This is a genomic window from Rathayibacter sp. AY1C4, from assembly GCF_002932195.1.
GTDB lineage: Bacteria > Actinomycetota > Actinomycetes > Actinomycetales > Microbacteriaceae > Rathayibacter.
Map to the genome: position 1 here is coordinate 34,023 of NZ_PSWE01000010.1, position 13,797 is coordinate 47,819.

Sequence of the window (13,797 nt, forward strand, 5' to 3'; positions counted from 1 at the left end):
GAAGGCCCACGATGACCACCGCACTCCTCATCGTCGACGTGCAGAACGACTTCACCGAGGGCGGCGCGCTCGCCGTCACAGGCGGCGCGGCCGTCGCCCAGGGCATCACCGCGCATCTGGCGGCGCACGCCGACCGGTACTCCGCGGTGCTGGCCTCCCGCGACTGGCACGAGGGCGACTCCGACAACGGCGGCCACTTCGCGGTGGAGCCGGACTTCGTCGACAGCTGGCCCGTCCACTGCGTCGCCGGCACGGACGGCGCGCGGTTCCACCCGGCCCTGGACACCGCTCGGATCGACGTGCAGATCCTCAAGGGACAGGGCCGTCCCTCCTACTCGGCCTTCGAGGGCACGACGGAGGCGGGCGAGGAGCTCGGCGCCGTGCTCGCGGAGCGGGGCGTCACCGCGCTCGACGTCGTGGGACTCGCGACCGACCACTGCGTGCGCGCCTCGGCACTCGACGCGCGACGGGCGGGGCTCGAGGTCCGCGTGCTCGAGGACCTGGTCGCGGGCGTCTCCGAGGAGGCGAGTGCCGCGGCGCTGCGCGAGCTCACGGAGGCGGGAATCCGCGTCGAGCGGTCCGTCTGAGGGCTCGTCCCTCCACAGGGCTCACGGAGGCGCAGGTCCTCGCGGCTCCCGGCGACCCCGCCCCCGGAGCGATCGCCCGTCCTACACTGGGAGGACGAGAAGCTCCTCCTGGCGCGGTCTGCGCGCTCCGATCCGAAGAAGTGGTTCCCTCCTGTGACTGATTCCGTCGCGTCCCGCGCCGCCGAGACCGCTCTGCTCGCCCGCATCCCCACGCAGCTGCTGATCGGCGGTGAGTGGGTGGACGCCTCCGGCGGCGGCTCGATCGACGTCGAGGACCCGGCCACCGGAGCGGTCCTGGTCTCGATCGCCGACGCGACTCCGGAGGACGGGGTCCGGGCGCTCGACGCCGCCGTCGCCGCCGGTCCGTCGTGGGCCGCGACGGCGCCGCGGAAGCGGGGCGAGATCCTCCGGCGGGCGTTCGACCTCCTGCAGGAGCGCACCGAGGAGTTCGCGCTCCTGATGGCGCTCGAGATGGGCAAGCCGGTCGCGGAGGCGAGGGGCGAGGTCGTGTACGGCGGCGAATTCCTCCGCTGGTTCAGCGAGGAGGCGGTGCGCATCAGCGGACGCTACGGAGTCTCGCCCGAGGGCAGCGGCCGGATGATCGTCTCGCAGCACCCGGTGGGCCCCTGCTACCTCATCACGCCCTGGAACTTCCCGCTCGCGATGGCGACGCGGAAGATCGCTCCGGCGCTGGCGGCGGGCTGCACCGTCGTCGTGAAGCCGGCCGAGCTCACTCCGCTCACCACGCTCGCCTTCGCGGCGCTGCTCGCCGAGGCGGGGCTCCCCGACGGCGTACTCAACGTGGTCACCACGTCCTCGGCGGGAGCCGTGTCGGCTCCGATCCTGTCGGATCCCCGCCTGCGGAAGGTGTCCTTCACCGGCTCCACTCCCGTCGGGCGCACGCTGCTGCAGCAGGCGTCCGAGAACGTGCTGCGGACCTCGATGGAGCTGGGCGGCAACGCGCCCTTCGTCGTGTTCGAGGACGCCGACCTCGACCGGGCGGTCGAGGGCGCGATGCTCGCGAAGTTCCGCAACATCGGCCAGGCCTGCACGGCCGCCAACCGCTTCTTCGTGCACGAGTCGATCGCCGAGGAGTTCGCCGCGCGGATCGTGGAGCGCGTGCGCGCTCTGCGCGTCGGCCGCGGCACCGAGGACGGGGTGACCATCGGCCCGCTGATCGACGAGCGCGCGGTCGAGAAGGCGTCCGCGCTGGTGGAGGACGCCGTCTCCCGCGGCGCGCGCCTGCTCACCGGCGGCGATCGGATCGAGGGGGCCGGCCACTTCTACCGGCCGACCGTGCTCGCGGGGGTCGACCGGGAGAGCGAGATCCTGCGCACGGAGATCTTCGGCCCGGTGCTCGCGATCGTGCCGTTCACCGACGAGGACGACGCCGTCGAGCTCGCCAACGACACCGAGTACGGACTGGTGTCCTACGTCTTCACGCGCGACCTCGCCCGCGGTCAGCGGATGATCGAGCGGCTCGCCACCGGGATGATGGGCCTCAACGTCGGCGTGGTGTCGAACGCGGCGGCGCCCTTCGGCGGGGTGAAGCAGTCGGGCCTCGGCCGCGAGGGCGGACTCGAGGGGATCCACGAGTACCTCAGCACCAAGTACACGCTCACCCCCGACCCCTTCGCCTGATCCGGTGGAGCGGATCGAGGTCACCGCGCTCGACGACCCGAGGCTGCGCGACTACGCCCACGCCACGGACGTCGCGCTGAAGAACGCCCGCGGCCCGCACGGCCTGTACATCGCGGAGTCGGCGCTCGTGCTCGAGCGTGCGCTCGCCGCCGGGCACCGGCCGCGCTCGGTGCTCGCCCTCGGCGGATCGGCAGGCGAGGCCGAGCGCCTGGTCGGCTGCTTCGACGTCCCCGTCTTCACGGGCCCGGGTGAGCTCCTGGCCGAGCTCACCGGGTACACCCTGCACCGCGGCCTGATCGCGGCGATGGACCGGCCCGTGCTGCCCGACCCGTCCGACCTGCTCGCGGGAGCGCGCCGCGTCGTCGTGCTCGAGGACGTGGTCGACCCGACGAACGTCGGCGCGATCTTCCGCTCCGTCGGGGCCATCGGAGCCGATGCCGTGCTGGTGACGCCGCGCTGCTCCGATCCGTACTACCGCCGCGCCATCCGCGTGAGCATGGGAACGGTCCTCCAGGTGCCCTGGACGCGCGTCGGCGACTGGCCGTCGACGCAGCGGCTCCTGCACGGAGCGGGCTTCACGATCGCGGCGATGGCTCTGACCCCGGAGGCGGTGCCCCTGCGGGACTTCGCCGCCCGCGCTCCGGACCGCGTCGCCCTCGTGCTCGGCACCGAGGGGCAGGGTCTCACCGCCGACGCGCTCGCCGCCGCCGATGTCGCCGTCCAGATCCCGATGCGGCACGGGATCGACTCGCTCAACGTCGCTGCGGCGTCGGCGGTCGCGATGTGGGCGCTCGCCGAGCCCTCCTGACAGGCGCGCCTGTGCCCCGTTGGGGGTGCCACTGGGGCGTGAGAGCGCGCCCAGCGCTCGCCGGAAGCATCGACTGCGCTACCGTGGCCGCACTCCTGCCCGCAGCCGTCACGAACGAGGTCGTCCATGCTCCTGCGCACGACGCTCCGCCCGCCCGTCGCGCTGCTCGTCGGAGTCGCGCTCGCACTGAGCCTCACCGCCTGCTCCGGTCCCGCCGCGGAGGTGCCGGACGGGTCCGTGCGCGACTCGGGCTCCGTCGCGACCGCCGCCCCGGCGCCCACCGGCACAGCCGATCCCGAGAGCGGCGCGCGCATGACCCGCCTGATCAGCGACTGCCTCGCCCGCTACGGCCTGAGCGACCGGCCGCCGCTCGCGAGCCCGCTTGCGGAGGAGGAGGTCCGCCTGGCGGCGCAGCGCGCCCGGGACGCCTACGACGCCACCCTGACCGACTGCTCGGCGCAGGCGCTCGCGTCCGGAGAGCCGAGCAGTGATCCGACGGGGGAGCCCGGCAGCGAGCCGACCGACGAGCCCGACGCCGACTCCACCCCCGCTCCGGCGGGCTGACCGTGCGACTCGAGGGGACGTCCGCGCTGATCGCGGGGGGAGCATCCGGACTGGGAGCCGCGACGGCGACGGCGCTCGACGCCGCAGGAGCGCACGTGGTCGTGCTCGACCTGCCGCACGCGGTGGAGGCCGCGCGTCTGCCCGCCTCCGTGCAGCTGATCGCCGGGGACGTCCTCGATCCGGACGCCGTCTCGCGCGCCGTGGCGGCGGCGGGGGAGCTGCGCGTCGCCGTGAGCTGTGCGGGCGTGGCCACACCCGGGCGGCTGCTCGGACGCGACGGGCCGCTGCCGCTCGAGCAGTTCGACCGGGTGCTGCGGATCAACACGACCGGGACGCTCAACGTGCTGCGCCTCGCCGCGGCGTCGATCGCCGAGCGGGAGCCGATCGATGGGGAGCGGGGAGTCCTGGTCACGACCGCCTCCGTCGCCGCCTTCGAGGGGCAGATCGGACAGGCGGCCTACGCCGCGTCGAAGGGAGCCGTGGCGGCGATGACCCTGCCGCTCGCGCGCGAGCTCGCGGCCCGGCTCGTGCGCGTGGTGTCGATCGCACCGGGCACGTTCGACACGCCCCTGCTCGCCGGGCTGCCGGACAAGGCCCGCGAGGCGCTCGGCTCGGCGACGCCGCATCCGGCCCGCCTCGGACGCCCCGAGGAGTTCGCGGCCCTGGTGCGGCACATCGTCGAGAACCCCATGATCAACGGCGAGACCATCCGGCTCGACGGGGCCCTGCGGCTGCCGCCGCGCTGAGGGACGAGCGGGCGCAGGCTGCCGGGCGAGACGTGCGGGCGTCTCGTCACGGCGCTGCGCGGCTGGTCGACCGGCATGAGGCAGCGGCGGTCGCGAGACGCCGCTGCGGCGTCCGTCAGACGAGCAGCTGGTGCTTGGCGAGGTCCCGGTAGAGCGGCGTCGACTCGACGAGCTCGGAGTGGGTGCCGACTCCCACGACCTCGCCCTTCTGCAGCACGACGATGCGGTCGGAATCGACCACCGTCGACAGGCGGTGCGCGATCACCAGCAGGGTCCGGTTCTCGGCGACCGCGTCGATCGCCAGGCGCAGGCGCTGCTCGTTGAGTCCGTCGAGGCTCGACGTGGACTCGTCCAGCAGCAGGATCGGCGGGGCCGCCAGGAGCGCGCGGCCGATCGCGAGGCGCTGACGCTCACCGCCCGAGAGCATCACTCCGCTCTCGCCCACCGGCGCGTGCAGGCCGAGCGGGTTGCGCTCGAGCACGTCGGTCAGGTTCACCGCCTCGAGCACCCGGAGGCAGTCGGCGTCGTCGGCGTCGGGGCGGCCGAGGACGAGGTTCTCGCGGATGGTGCCGGCCAGGACCGGGGCGTCCTGCTCGACGTAGCCGATCTGCGCGCGGAGCGCGTCGCGGTCGATGGCCGTGATGTCGACACCGCCGAGTCGGACGACGCCGGCCTCCGGGTCGTAGAACCGCTCGATGAGGGCGAGGATCGTGCTCTTGCCCGCTCCCGACGGCCCGACCAGGGCGGTGCGCTTGCCACGCGGCACGGTGAAGGAGACGCCGCGCAGGACGGTGCGGTCGCGCTCGTCCGCTACGGCCGCCGCGTCGGGCACGGCGCCCTCCTCGTAGGAGAACACCACGTCCTCGAAGGAGATGGCCTCCTCCGCCACGCCGGCGCCGAGGCCGCCCGCGGAGGCGTCGCCGTCGCCCTCGATCGGCAGGTCGATGATCTCCTGGATGCGGCCGAGGGCGCCCAGCGCCGAGTTCACCGAGGTGATGGCGCCGATGAAGTTGCCGAGCGGCATCACCATCATGAAGAGGAAGAGGATGAACGAGACCAGCTGGGCGATGTCGATCGCGCCGGATGCGACGCGGTAGCCGCCGACGCCGAGGACGGCGAGGAAGGCGACCTGCATGGCGATCCCCGCCACCGGCACCACGAGGGCCGAGACGTGCGCGACGCGGATCCCGAGGCGGTACGCCTCCGTCGCGTGCTGGTCGACGACCGCGATCTCGCGATCGGTGGCTCCGGCGGCACGGATCGTCCGGACGGCGCTGATGGCGCGCTCGACGGCCGCGGCCAGATCGCCGACCTTCTCCTGCGCCTTGCGGCTGGCGGTGCGGATGCCGCGGCCGAGGGTCAGCGCGAGCCCGAGGGCCACCGCCACCACCGCCACGATGATCAGCAGCAGCACCCAGTCGATGACGGCCATCGCGATGATCGCGCCGACGAAGACGAGGGAGCCCGCGATCGAGTCGACGAGCCCCTGGGTCAGCACCGCGCGCAGGAGCGTGGAGTCGGAGCCGACGCGCGAGACGAGGTCGCCGGTGCGGCGCGCGTCGAACTCCCGGATGGGGAGGCGCAGCAGCCGTGCGACGAGGCGGCGGCGGCTCGAGAGCACGATCCCCTCGCCGGTGCGCTGGAGCAGGTAGTGCGCGAAGCCCGAGATGAGCCCGGAGGCCACGACCAGGCCGACGAGGGCCCACACGAGCGGGCCGAGATCGAGACCGGACTGGACCCGGGTGATGACCTGGCCGACGAGCAGGGGCTGGCCGAGGCTCGCCGCCGCTCCGAACAGACTGAGGACCACGACGACCGAGAGGATGGCGCGGTGCTCGAGCAGGTAGGGCACGAGCTGCGAGAAGGAGGCGCGGGGTCCGTCGTCGCGGGAGGGTCGTCGTCCGCCGCGCCGGGAGGTGGTGGTGCTCATCGCCGTCCATTCTGCCCCGTCGTCGCTGCGAGCAGGCCGCCAGAGGGCGGGCCCGGTGCTCAGGGAGGGAGCGGAGACGCGGACGGCCCGCCGGGGGATCCCGTCGGGCCGTCCTCTGCAGGGAGTCCTACGAGACGTTGTCGTGGTACGACGCGTTCTTCGTCTCCTTGGAGAGCAGGAGCGCGATCAGCGTCAGCACGGCCGCGACGCTGAGGTAGAGGCCGACCAGCACGGTGCTGCCGCCCGCCGCCCTCCACAGCGCGACCGCGATGATCGGCGCGAGGGCCGCTCCGAGGATCGATGCGAGGTTGTACGCCATCGCCGAGCCGGTGTAGCGGACGTTGGTCGGGAACAGCTCGGGGAGGACGGCGCCCATCGGGCCGAAGGTCAGGCCCATCAGCGTGAAGCCGAGGATCAGGACCGCCATGACGCCCGCGAAGCCGGCGCTGAACAGGGGCACGAAGAGCAGGCCGAAGACGAGGATCGCCGCGGTCACCACGAGCAGCGTGCGCCGGCGGCCGAAGCGCTCCGCGAGCGGGCCGGAGACGAGCGTGAAGATCCCGAAGAACACGACGCCGACGATCAGCATGACGAGGAAGTCGTTGCGCGTGTAGCCGAGGCCCGGAACCGCGCCGTCGACGGGCGAGGTGCCGTAGGTCAGCGTGAACGTGGTCATGAGGTAGAAGAGCACGTAGGTCGCCAGCATGATGAAGGTGCCCAGGATGAGCGGGCGCCAGCTGGTGACGAAGACGCGGGCGAGGGGCAGCTTGGCGACCTCGCCCTTCTCGACGACCTTCTGGAACGCGGGCGTCTCGACGAGCTTGAACCGCACGTAGAGCCCGATGATCACGAGCACGGCGCTCGCCAGGAACGGCACGCGCCAGCCCCAGGCCGCGAACGTCTCGTCGCTCATCGTGCTCGCGAGCACCAGGAACAGGACGTTGGCGACGATGAAGCCGATCGGTGCGCCCAGCTGCGGGAAGGTGCCGTAGATGGCGCGCTTGCCGGCCGGTGCGTTCTCGGTCGCGAGCAGCGCGGCTCCGGACCACTCGCCGCCGAGGCCGAGGCCCTGGCAGAAGCGCATCACGACGAGCAGGAACGGAGCGAGGAACTCCCAGCCGGGCGTGAGCGCGGTGGGCAGGCAGCCGATCAGGAAGGTCGCGACGCCCATGGTGAGCAGCGAGGCGACGAGGGTGCCCTTGCGGCCGACGCGGTCGCCGAAGTGGCCGAAGATGATCGACCCGATCGGGCGCGCGATGAACGCGACGCCGAAGACGGCGAAGGAGGCGAGGAGGGCCGTGGCCGGGTCCTCGTTGACGAAGAAGAGCGACGGGAAGACCAGGACGGCGGCGGTCGCGTAGGCGTAGAAGTCGTAGAACTCGATCGAGGTGCCGATGAGGCTGGCGAGGATGACGCGGCCGCGGGAGTTCTGCGGGGCGGCTGCTGGCGCGTCGGAGACGGCGGGAGAGGACATGAGGGAGGGGCTCCGTGTGGACGGCGACTCCCCCTGAGCCGGCGGGGCGGGGCGTCGATCGGGCGTCGCGGACCGCTGGGGCGAGGGGGAGGAGAGAGGGGTCGCTCGTGACGACCCGACCACTTTACTCCGTGTTCTCCCAGGTTCGTGTGCGGGCGGCCCCAGGACGGGGGCCGCCCGCAGTGGTTCAGCTGCGCAGCGAGCGGAGGAGCAGAGCGGTCGAGACCGCCGCCTCGGCCGCCTCGCGCCCCTTGTCCTCCTTCGAGCCGGGAAGGCCCGCGCGATCGATGCCCTGCTGCTCGGTGTCGAGGGTGAGCACGCCGAAGCCGACCGGCTTGCCCGTCAGGATCGAGACGGTGGTGAGCCCGGAGGTGGCGGCGTCCGAGACGTACTCGAAGTGCGGGGTGCCGCCGCGGATGATCACGCCGAGGGCGACGACCGCGTCGGCCCCCGCCTCCAGGGCCGCCTTCGAGGCGACGGGCAGCTCGAACGAGCCGGGCACGCGCACGAGCGACCAGGACGCTCCGGCCTCGTCGAGGGCTCGGCCCGCTCCGGCGATCAGACCGTCGCTGATCTGCTCGTGCCAGGTCCCCGCGATGACGACGACGCGCAGTCCCGCGCCGTCGAGAGGGGAGGTGGTGGGGGCGCCGCTACCGGCCATTGCTACTCCTTCGTGGTGGCGCCGGCGATCCCGGCGTCGAGGGCGAGGCCGGAGATCCCGGCGTCGAGGGGGTCGTGGTCGAGGACGCTGTCGAGGGTGTGGCCCATGCGGTCGCGCTTGGTCTCGAGGTAGCCCTCGTTGAAGGCGCCGACCCCGACGACGAGCGGCACGCGCTCGGCGACGACGATGCCGCGGTCGGTGAGCTGGCGGACCTTCTCGGGGTTGTTGGTGAGCAGGCGCACCTCGGTGAGGCCGAGGTCCTCGAGGATCCCGACCGCCGCTCCGTAGTCCCGCGCGTCGGCGGGGAGCCCGAGGGCGAGGTTCGCGTCGAGGGTGTCGAGGCCGTCCTCCTGCAGGCGGTAGGCGCGCAGCTTGTTGATCAGGCCGATGCCCCGGCCCTCGTGCCCGCGGAGGTAGACGACGACGCCGCCGTCCCGCTGGATCGTGTCGAGGGCGGCGTCGAGCTGGGGCCCGCACTCGCACTTCAGCGAGCCGAACGCCTCGCCGGTCAGGCACTCGGAGTGCACGCGCACCAGGGCGGGCCGCCCCGCGGCGACCTCTCCCGCGAGGATCGCGACGTGATCCGCTCCGGTCTGCCGGTCGCGGTAGGCGCGGATGCGGAACGGGCCGTGGGTGGTCGGCACCGTGGTCTCGACCTCGAAGCTCACGCGCGCGCTCTCCGGGACCGCGACCGTGACGGGCACCTCCGCGTCGCAGTGGAACTCCTGCAGGTACGCGATGAGGGCCGCGACCGTGGTCACCGGCACGCCCTCGCGCTCGCCGAGAGCGATCAGCCCGGGCAGCCGCATCATCTCGCCGTCCTCGGCGACGATCTCGGAGATCGCGCCCACGGGGTACAGGCCGGCGAGCTTCATCAGGTCGACCGCCGCCTCCGTGTGCCCGTCGCGCTCGCGCACGCCGCCGTCGACGGCGCGCAGCGGCAGGATGTGGCCGGGGCGGTTCAGGCGGGAGGGGGTCGCCTCGGGGTCGGCCAGCACGCGGAGGGTGTGCGCGCGGTCGGAGGCGCTGATGCCGGTGGAGAGCCGGTCGGCCGCGTCGACGGACAGCGTGTAGGCGGTGCCGCGCGGGTCCTCGTTCTCGACCACCATCAGCGGCAGGGCGAGGCGGTCGGCGATCTCGTTGGTCATCGGCGCGCAGATGAACCCGGAGGAGTGGCGGACCATCCAGGCGATCGTCTCCTGGCTGGCGAGCTGGGCCGAGACGATGACGTCGCCCTCGTTCTCGCGGCCCTCGTCGTCCGCGACGATGATCGGGCGCCCGGCGCGCAGCGCCTCGACGGCCTCGGGGATGGTGGCGAGGCTCATGAGCGGGCCTCCGCGATCGAGCGCAGTGCGAGCATCCGCTCGACGTGGCGGGCCAGGACGTCGGTCTCGATGTTGACCTGATCGCCGATCGCGCGCGCGCCCAGCGTGGTGACGGCGAGCGTCTCGGGGATCAGCGAGACCTCGAACCACTGCTCCGGCTCGGCGGCGGGGCTGATCGCCGAGACGGTCAGCGAGACGCCGTCCACCGCGATCGAGCCCTTGTCGACGACGAGCGGAGCGATGCCGGTCGGCAGCGAGAACCGCAGCACCCGCCAGGCCTCCCCCGGTGCGATCGCGAGCAGCGTCGCCGTGCCGTCGATGTGGCCCTGGACGATGTGGCCGCCGAGCCGGTCGCCGACCAGCGCGGCGCGCTCGAGGTTCACGGGGTCGCCGACGCCCACGGTGTCGAGGGTCGACATCCGTAGGGTCTGCGCCATGACGTCGGCGATGAAGCCCTGGTCGGTGTGCTCGACCACGGTGAGGCAGACGCCCGAGACCGCGATCGAGTCGCCGTGCCGCACGCCCTCGACGGCGAGGGGCCCGCGGATGCTGAGGCGGATCGCGTCGGCGCCCGCCTCGACGGCGGTCACGACGCCCTTCTCCTCGATGATTCCGGTGAACATCAGTGGGTCTCCATCTGCAGGGCGTGGGGGAGGCGGGCCGGGGTGCCGGCACCGCCCGCGGGGAGGACGTCGGGGCGCGCGGTCACGAGGAGGTCGTCGCCGAGGATCTCGACCGAGCGGAGGGAGAGGCGCCGGGCCCCGCCGATGCTCTCCACGCCGAGGTCGCCGAGCGCGAGGCGGGGGCCGCCGAGGAGCGCGGGCGCGAGGAACACGAGGTACTCGTCGACCAGTCCGTCGGCGACGAGCGCGGAGGCGAGGGTCGGTCCGGCCTCGACGTAGACGCTGCGGATCTCGGCGGAGTAGAGGTGCGCGAGGACCGCGGCGAGGTCGCGGGTGCGCTCGACCACGACGGCGCGGGGGTGCTCGTGCAGGCGGGCGCCCGGCGGCACGGGGCGCGTGCCGACGACGACGGGTACCGGCTGGTGGGCGAGGAGCTCGCCTCCGTCGCCGCGGGCGGTGAGCGCGGGATCGTCGGCGAGGACGGTCCCGGTGCCGACGAGGATCGCGTCGTGCGCGGCACGCTGCTCGTGCACGCGCTGCCGGGCCGCCGCTCCGGTGATCCAGCGGCTGCTGCCGTCCGCCGCCGCGGTGCGGCCGTCGAGGGTCGAGGCCCACTTGAGCGTGACGAAGGGGCGGTGCAGGCGGGTCGCGGTGAGCCACGGGTGGAGGAACTGCTCTCCCTCCTCGGCGAGCACGCCCTCGATCACCTCGACGCCGGCCTCGCGGAGGGTGCGACCGCCGCCGGCCGAGCGCTCGCCCGGGTCCGGCACGGCGTAGACGACGCGGGAGACGCCCGCCTCGATCAGGGCGCGGCTGCAGGGACCCGTGCGCCCTGTGTGGTCGCACGGCTCGAGCGAGACGACGGCCGTCGCGCCCTCGGCGGCGCCCGCCGCGACGTGCGACAGGGCGTCGACCTCGGCGTGCGCGGTGCCGGCTCCGTGGTGCCAGCCCTCGCCGAGGACGGTGCCGTCGGGCGCGAGGATCACGCAGCCCACGCGCGGGTTGGGTCCGCGGGCGGGCCCGCGCTCGGCGAGCGCCAGCGCCCGGCGCATCGCGTGCTCGTAGTCGATCGTCATTCCCGGTTCTTCCGTTCGTCGCCGAACTCCGGGGTCTCGATCGACGGTGCGCGGGCACCGTCGCTCAGCATCGCGCGGTGATGCGCGACGCTCGTGCTGCCTCTCCTCCGGACTTTCACCGTCGGTCCTGGAGTTCCACCAGGTCAACCGCCGCCCCTCTCGAGGGGCTGCGGCTCGCGGACTGTGACCGCCGGTTCGGAATTCCCACCGACCCCGGAGCACGTGCTGTCCGGTCAGCCTACCCACCCGCCGCCCGGCGGGAGCCTCCGCGCGTCACACTCCCGGCGCACGGTCGGCTGGCGCGGGGCGGGCGGCGCTCGGACGCAGGGGCCGGGTCGCGCTCGTCGAGTCCCGCGCGACGGAGGGCGCTCGGTTCAGTTCCGGTGCTCGTCCACCCAGCGCGGGAAGGGGTCCGCGTACTCCGCCCAGGCGGCGGGGCCGGCCAGCAGCTCCTCGGGGGTGAGCAGGCAGCTCTGCAGGACGGCGGTCAGCCTCCCGGTGTCCAGGCCCGTCCCGAAGAAGGCGAGCTCCTGGCCGAGAGGCGCGTCCTCGTCCCAGCTGAGCAGGCTGGTCGGGTCCAGCGTCAGCACGTCGCCGGCGACCGACCACGAGCCGACCCGGTCGGCGCGCGTCGCCAGGCGCACCAGGCCGCGGGAGCGGAGGATGCGGCCCACCTTCTCCGCCACCAGCTCCCCGTGGACCGCCGTGCTCAGGCGGCCGGGGTGGAAGGGCAGCGGATCGCGGAACACGAACTCCTCGACGGTCGTGCCCGAGGCGCGGCGCCGCGAGGTCCCGTTGAGGGCGCACTGCCAGCCCATCGAGGAGGCGATCGCGTGCGCGCGCCGGGGGTGGAGCCTCCGTGGCGCCGCCGGGAGCTCACCGGCGGGGAGGAGATCGGCGGTGGGGGCGAGTGCTCGCAGGAGGTCGCGGACGAGTGCGGTCCGCTCGGGGTCGCTCTCGGAGAGGGGCTCGGCGAGGGCGACGAGGCTCGAGAACTCCAGGCGGGCGGCGAGGCGCTCCGCCGAGTCGAAGGAGGGGCCCGCGCCGCCGCAGAGCACGCGCAGGATCTCCTCCGTCGACGTCACGGCGACCACGTCGAGGATCGCGATGCGGGTGTCGGCGGGATGCCGCTGCGCGCAGAGGTGCTCGAGCACGAGTCCGATCTCGAGCGGGTCGGCCTGGCCATCGAGGGCGACGACCGTGTGACCGCGGTGGCCGTCGTCGGCGTCGGCCGCGAGGCGCCGGTGGAGCTCCTCGGCGAGAGCGGGACCGTCGGCGCCGGGCGGATCGACCTCGAAGGCGATCCGGGACTCGGGCCTGCCGGCGAGGAGCGCGGCGGTCCGCCCGGCGTCCTGGGGGTCGGTCGCGCTGACGAGGGTGACGGCGAGGACGGGGGGTGCGGGGTGGTGGGGCTCCATGGACCGCTACTCTATCGATAACAGTTCTCATTAACGACAGGAGCATCCGTGAAGGTCCGCAACTCCCTCAGGTCGATGAAGGCGCAGCCCGGCTCGCAGGTGGTCCGCCGCCGGGGCCGCGTCTTCGTGATCAACAAGCTGAACCCGCGCTTCAAGGCCCGTCAGGGCTGAGTGCCGACGGGAGGGTGCGAGCCCTCCCGTCGCGCACGGCCTCAGTGCTCGTCGTAGTGGCCGGCGTGAGCGGCGTGCTTGTGGCCGTCGTGGACGAAGTCCACGTGGTCGTCGTGCTGCACGGTCTCGTGGCCGCAGGCGTCGCCGTGCTCGTGGTCGGCGGTCGAGTGCTCGGCCTCCGACTCGTGCTCATCGTAGTGGTCGCCGTGCAGGGCGTGGTGGTGCGTGCCGTGGACGTAGTCGACGTGGTCCTCGTGCTGCACGGCCGGATGGCCGCAGCCCTCGCCGTGCTCGTGCTCGGTGACGGGGTGCTCGGCGTGGAGATCGGTGGTGCTCATGGTGCTGCCTTTCCGGATGCGGGGGCCGCGGACGCGACGGGCTCCAGTCGACCAGATCCATAAACGCATTGCAATGGATGCGCCTAATCGAGAGCGATCATCGTTCCCGACAAGGACGGAGGTCACCCCTCCAGGGCGTGCCGGACAGCGTCGTCGACGATGTGCGTGACGTGGGTGTCGGCGACGGAGTAGTGCGCCTCGCGGCCCACGCGCTCGACCGCGACCAGCCCGGCGGTGCGGAGCATCCGCAGGTGCTGCGAGACCAGCGGCTGCGAGAGCCCGGTCACCTCGGCCAGCCGCCCGACCGTCGACGTCTCCTCGGCGAGGGCCCGGAGCAGGCGCAGCCGGGAGGAGGAGGACAGCACCTTGAAGAGCTCGGCGGCGGGTTCGAGGTCCTCGGTCATCTGCTCATGTAAGCAGAGGTGCATGCGCCGT

15 protein-coding genes and 1 riboswitch are annotated in these 13,797 nt (G+C 73.3%); of the genes, 6 read left to right on the top strand and 9 right to left on the bottom strand.

All coding sequences use genetic code 11. The annotated features are described in order from the left end of the window. Nucleotides 1-11: 11 nt before the first annotated feature. The 5 genes from C5C99_RS06905 to C5C99_RS06925 all read left to right on the top strand — a co-directional run bounded on the left by C5C99_RS06905 (nucleotide 12) and on the right by C5C99_RS06925 (nucleotide 4,346). Entirely contained in the window at nucleotides 12-587 is a 576-nt protein-coding gene (locus C5C99_RS06905) for a nicotinamidase (RefSeq protein WP_104233726.1), read from the top strand. Between the two features lie 153 nt (nucleotides 588-740). Then, nucleotides 741-2,228 carry an NAD-dependent succinate-semialdehyde dehydrogenase gene (locus tag C5C99_RS06910; protein WP_104260349.1) on the top strand — a complete coding sequence of 496 codons (1,488 nt, stop codon included), beginning with the start codon at nucleotides 741-743 and terminating at the stop codon, nucleotides 2,226-2,228. A 4-nt stretch (nucleotides 2,229-2,232) separates the two neighbouring features. Further along, nucleotides 2,233-3,036, top strand: coding sequence for an RNA methyltransferase (locus C5C99_RS06915; protein ID WP_104339830.1), 804 nt, complete (start codon nucleotides 2,233-2,235; stop codon nucleotides 3,034-3,036). Between the two features lie 126 nt (nucleotides 3,037-3,162). Continuing rightward, complete coding sequence (locus tag C5C99_RS06920; protein WP_104233723.1) at nucleotides 3,163-3,600, top strand: hypothetical protein; 438 nt, start codon at nucleotides 3,163-3,165, stop codon at nucleotides 3,598-3,600. A gap of 2 nt (nucleotides 3,601-3,602) precedes the next feature. Next, a complete protein-coding gene (locus C5C99_RS06925; protein WP_104268882.1) occupies nucleotides 3,603-4,346 on the top strand; it encodes an SDR family oxidoreductase in 744 nt (247 codons plus the stop codon). A gap of 115 nt (nucleotides 4,347-4,461) precedes the next feature. Here the strand turns inward: C5C99_RS06925 and C5C99_RS06930 are convergent, their stop codons facing one another. From C5C99_RS06930 to C5C99_RS06960, 7 genes are all read right to left on the bottom strand, one after another. Beyond that, entirely contained in the window at nucleotides 4,462-6,276 is a 1,815-nt protein-coding gene (locus tag C5C99_RS06930) for an ABC transporter ATP-binding protein (protein WP_104288191.1), read from the bottom strand. A 127-nt stretch (nucleotides 6,277-6,403) separates the two neighbouring features. Then, a complete protein-coding gene (locus C5C99_RS06935) occupies nucleotides 6,404-7,750 on the bottom strand; it encodes an MFS transporter (protein WP_104339831.1) in 1,347 nt (448 codons plus the stop codon). A 187-nt stretch (nucleotides 7,751-7,937) separates the two neighbouring features. Then, nucleotides 7,938-8,411, bottom strand: a complete 474-nt coding sequence (ribH, locus tag C5C99_RS06940) for a 6,7-dimethyl-8-ribityllumazine synthase (RefSeq protein ID WP_104222223.1) — start codon at nucleotides 8,409-8,411, stop codon at nucleotides 7,938-7,940. 2 nt (nucleotides 8,412-8,413) lie between these two features. Further along, complete coding sequence (gene ribA / locus C5C99_RS06945; RefSeq protein WP_104222225.1) at nucleotides 8,414-9,736, bottom strand: GTP cyclohydrolase II; 1,323 nt, start codon at nucleotides 9,734-9,736, stop codon at nucleotides 8,414-8,416. Beyond that, the gene (locus C5C99_RS06950) at nucleotides 9,733-10,359 is read right to left on the bottom strand and encodes a riboflavin synthase (protein WP_104339832.1); all 627 of its coding nucleotides are present in this window, start codon (nucleotides 10,357-10,359) and stop codon (nucleotides 9,733-9,735) included. Before C5C99_RS06950 ends, ribA begins: the two co-directional genes overlap by 4 nt. Continuing rightward, the gene (gene ribD, locus C5C99_RS06955) at nucleotides 10,359-11,435 is read right to left on the bottom strand and encodes a bifunctional diaminohydroxyphosphoribosylaminopyrimidine deaminase/5-amino-6-(5-phosphoribosylamino)uracil reductase RibD (RefSeq protein WP_258063655.1); all 1,077 of its coding nucleotides are present in this window, start codon (nucleotides 11,433-11,435) and stop codon (nucleotides 10,359-10,361) included. Before ribD ends, C5C99_RS06950 begins: the two co-directional genes overlap by 1 nt. 91 nt (nucleotides 11,436-11,526) lie before the next feature. Continuing rightward, a riboswitch (FMN riboswitch) is annotated at nucleotides 11,527-11,659 on the bottom strand. A gap of 150 nt (nucleotides 11,660-11,809) precedes the next feature. Next, nucleotides 11,810-12,853, bottom strand: coding sequence for a GTP-binding protein (locus C5C99_RS06960; protein ID WP_104247338.1), 1,044 nt, complete (start codon nucleotides 12,851-12,853; stop codon nucleotides 11,810-11,812). Nucleotides 12,854-12,901: 48 nt separating this feature from the next. Between C5C99_RS06960 and ykgO the strand changes: the two genes are divergently transcribed. Further along, complete coding sequence (ykgO, locus tag C5C99_RS06965; protein WP_104226896.1) at nucleotides 12,902-13,024, top strand: type B 50S ribosomal protein L36; 123 nt, start codon at nucleotides 12,902-12,904, stop codon at nucleotides 13,022-13,024. Nucleotides 13,025-13,065: 41 nt separating this feature from the next. On the opposite strand, the gene C5C99_RS17465 is transcribed toward ykgO, so the two are convergent. Together C5C99_RS17465 and C5C99_RS06975 are read right to left on the bottom strand one after the other, a co-directional pair. Then, entirely contained in the window at nucleotides 13,066-13,362 is a 297-nt protein-coding gene (locus C5C99_RS17465; RefSeq protein WP_104222233.1) for a hypothetical protein, read from the bottom strand. A gap of 122 nt (nucleotides 13,363-13,484) precedes the next feature. Further along, nucleotides 13,485-13,766, bottom strand: a complete 282-nt coding sequence (locus tag C5C99_RS06975) for a helix-turn-helix transcriptional regulator (RefSeq protein WP_104222235.1) — start codon at nucleotides 13,764-13,766, stop codon at nucleotides 13,485-13,487. Nucleotides 13,767-13,797: the final 31 nt, after the last annotated feature.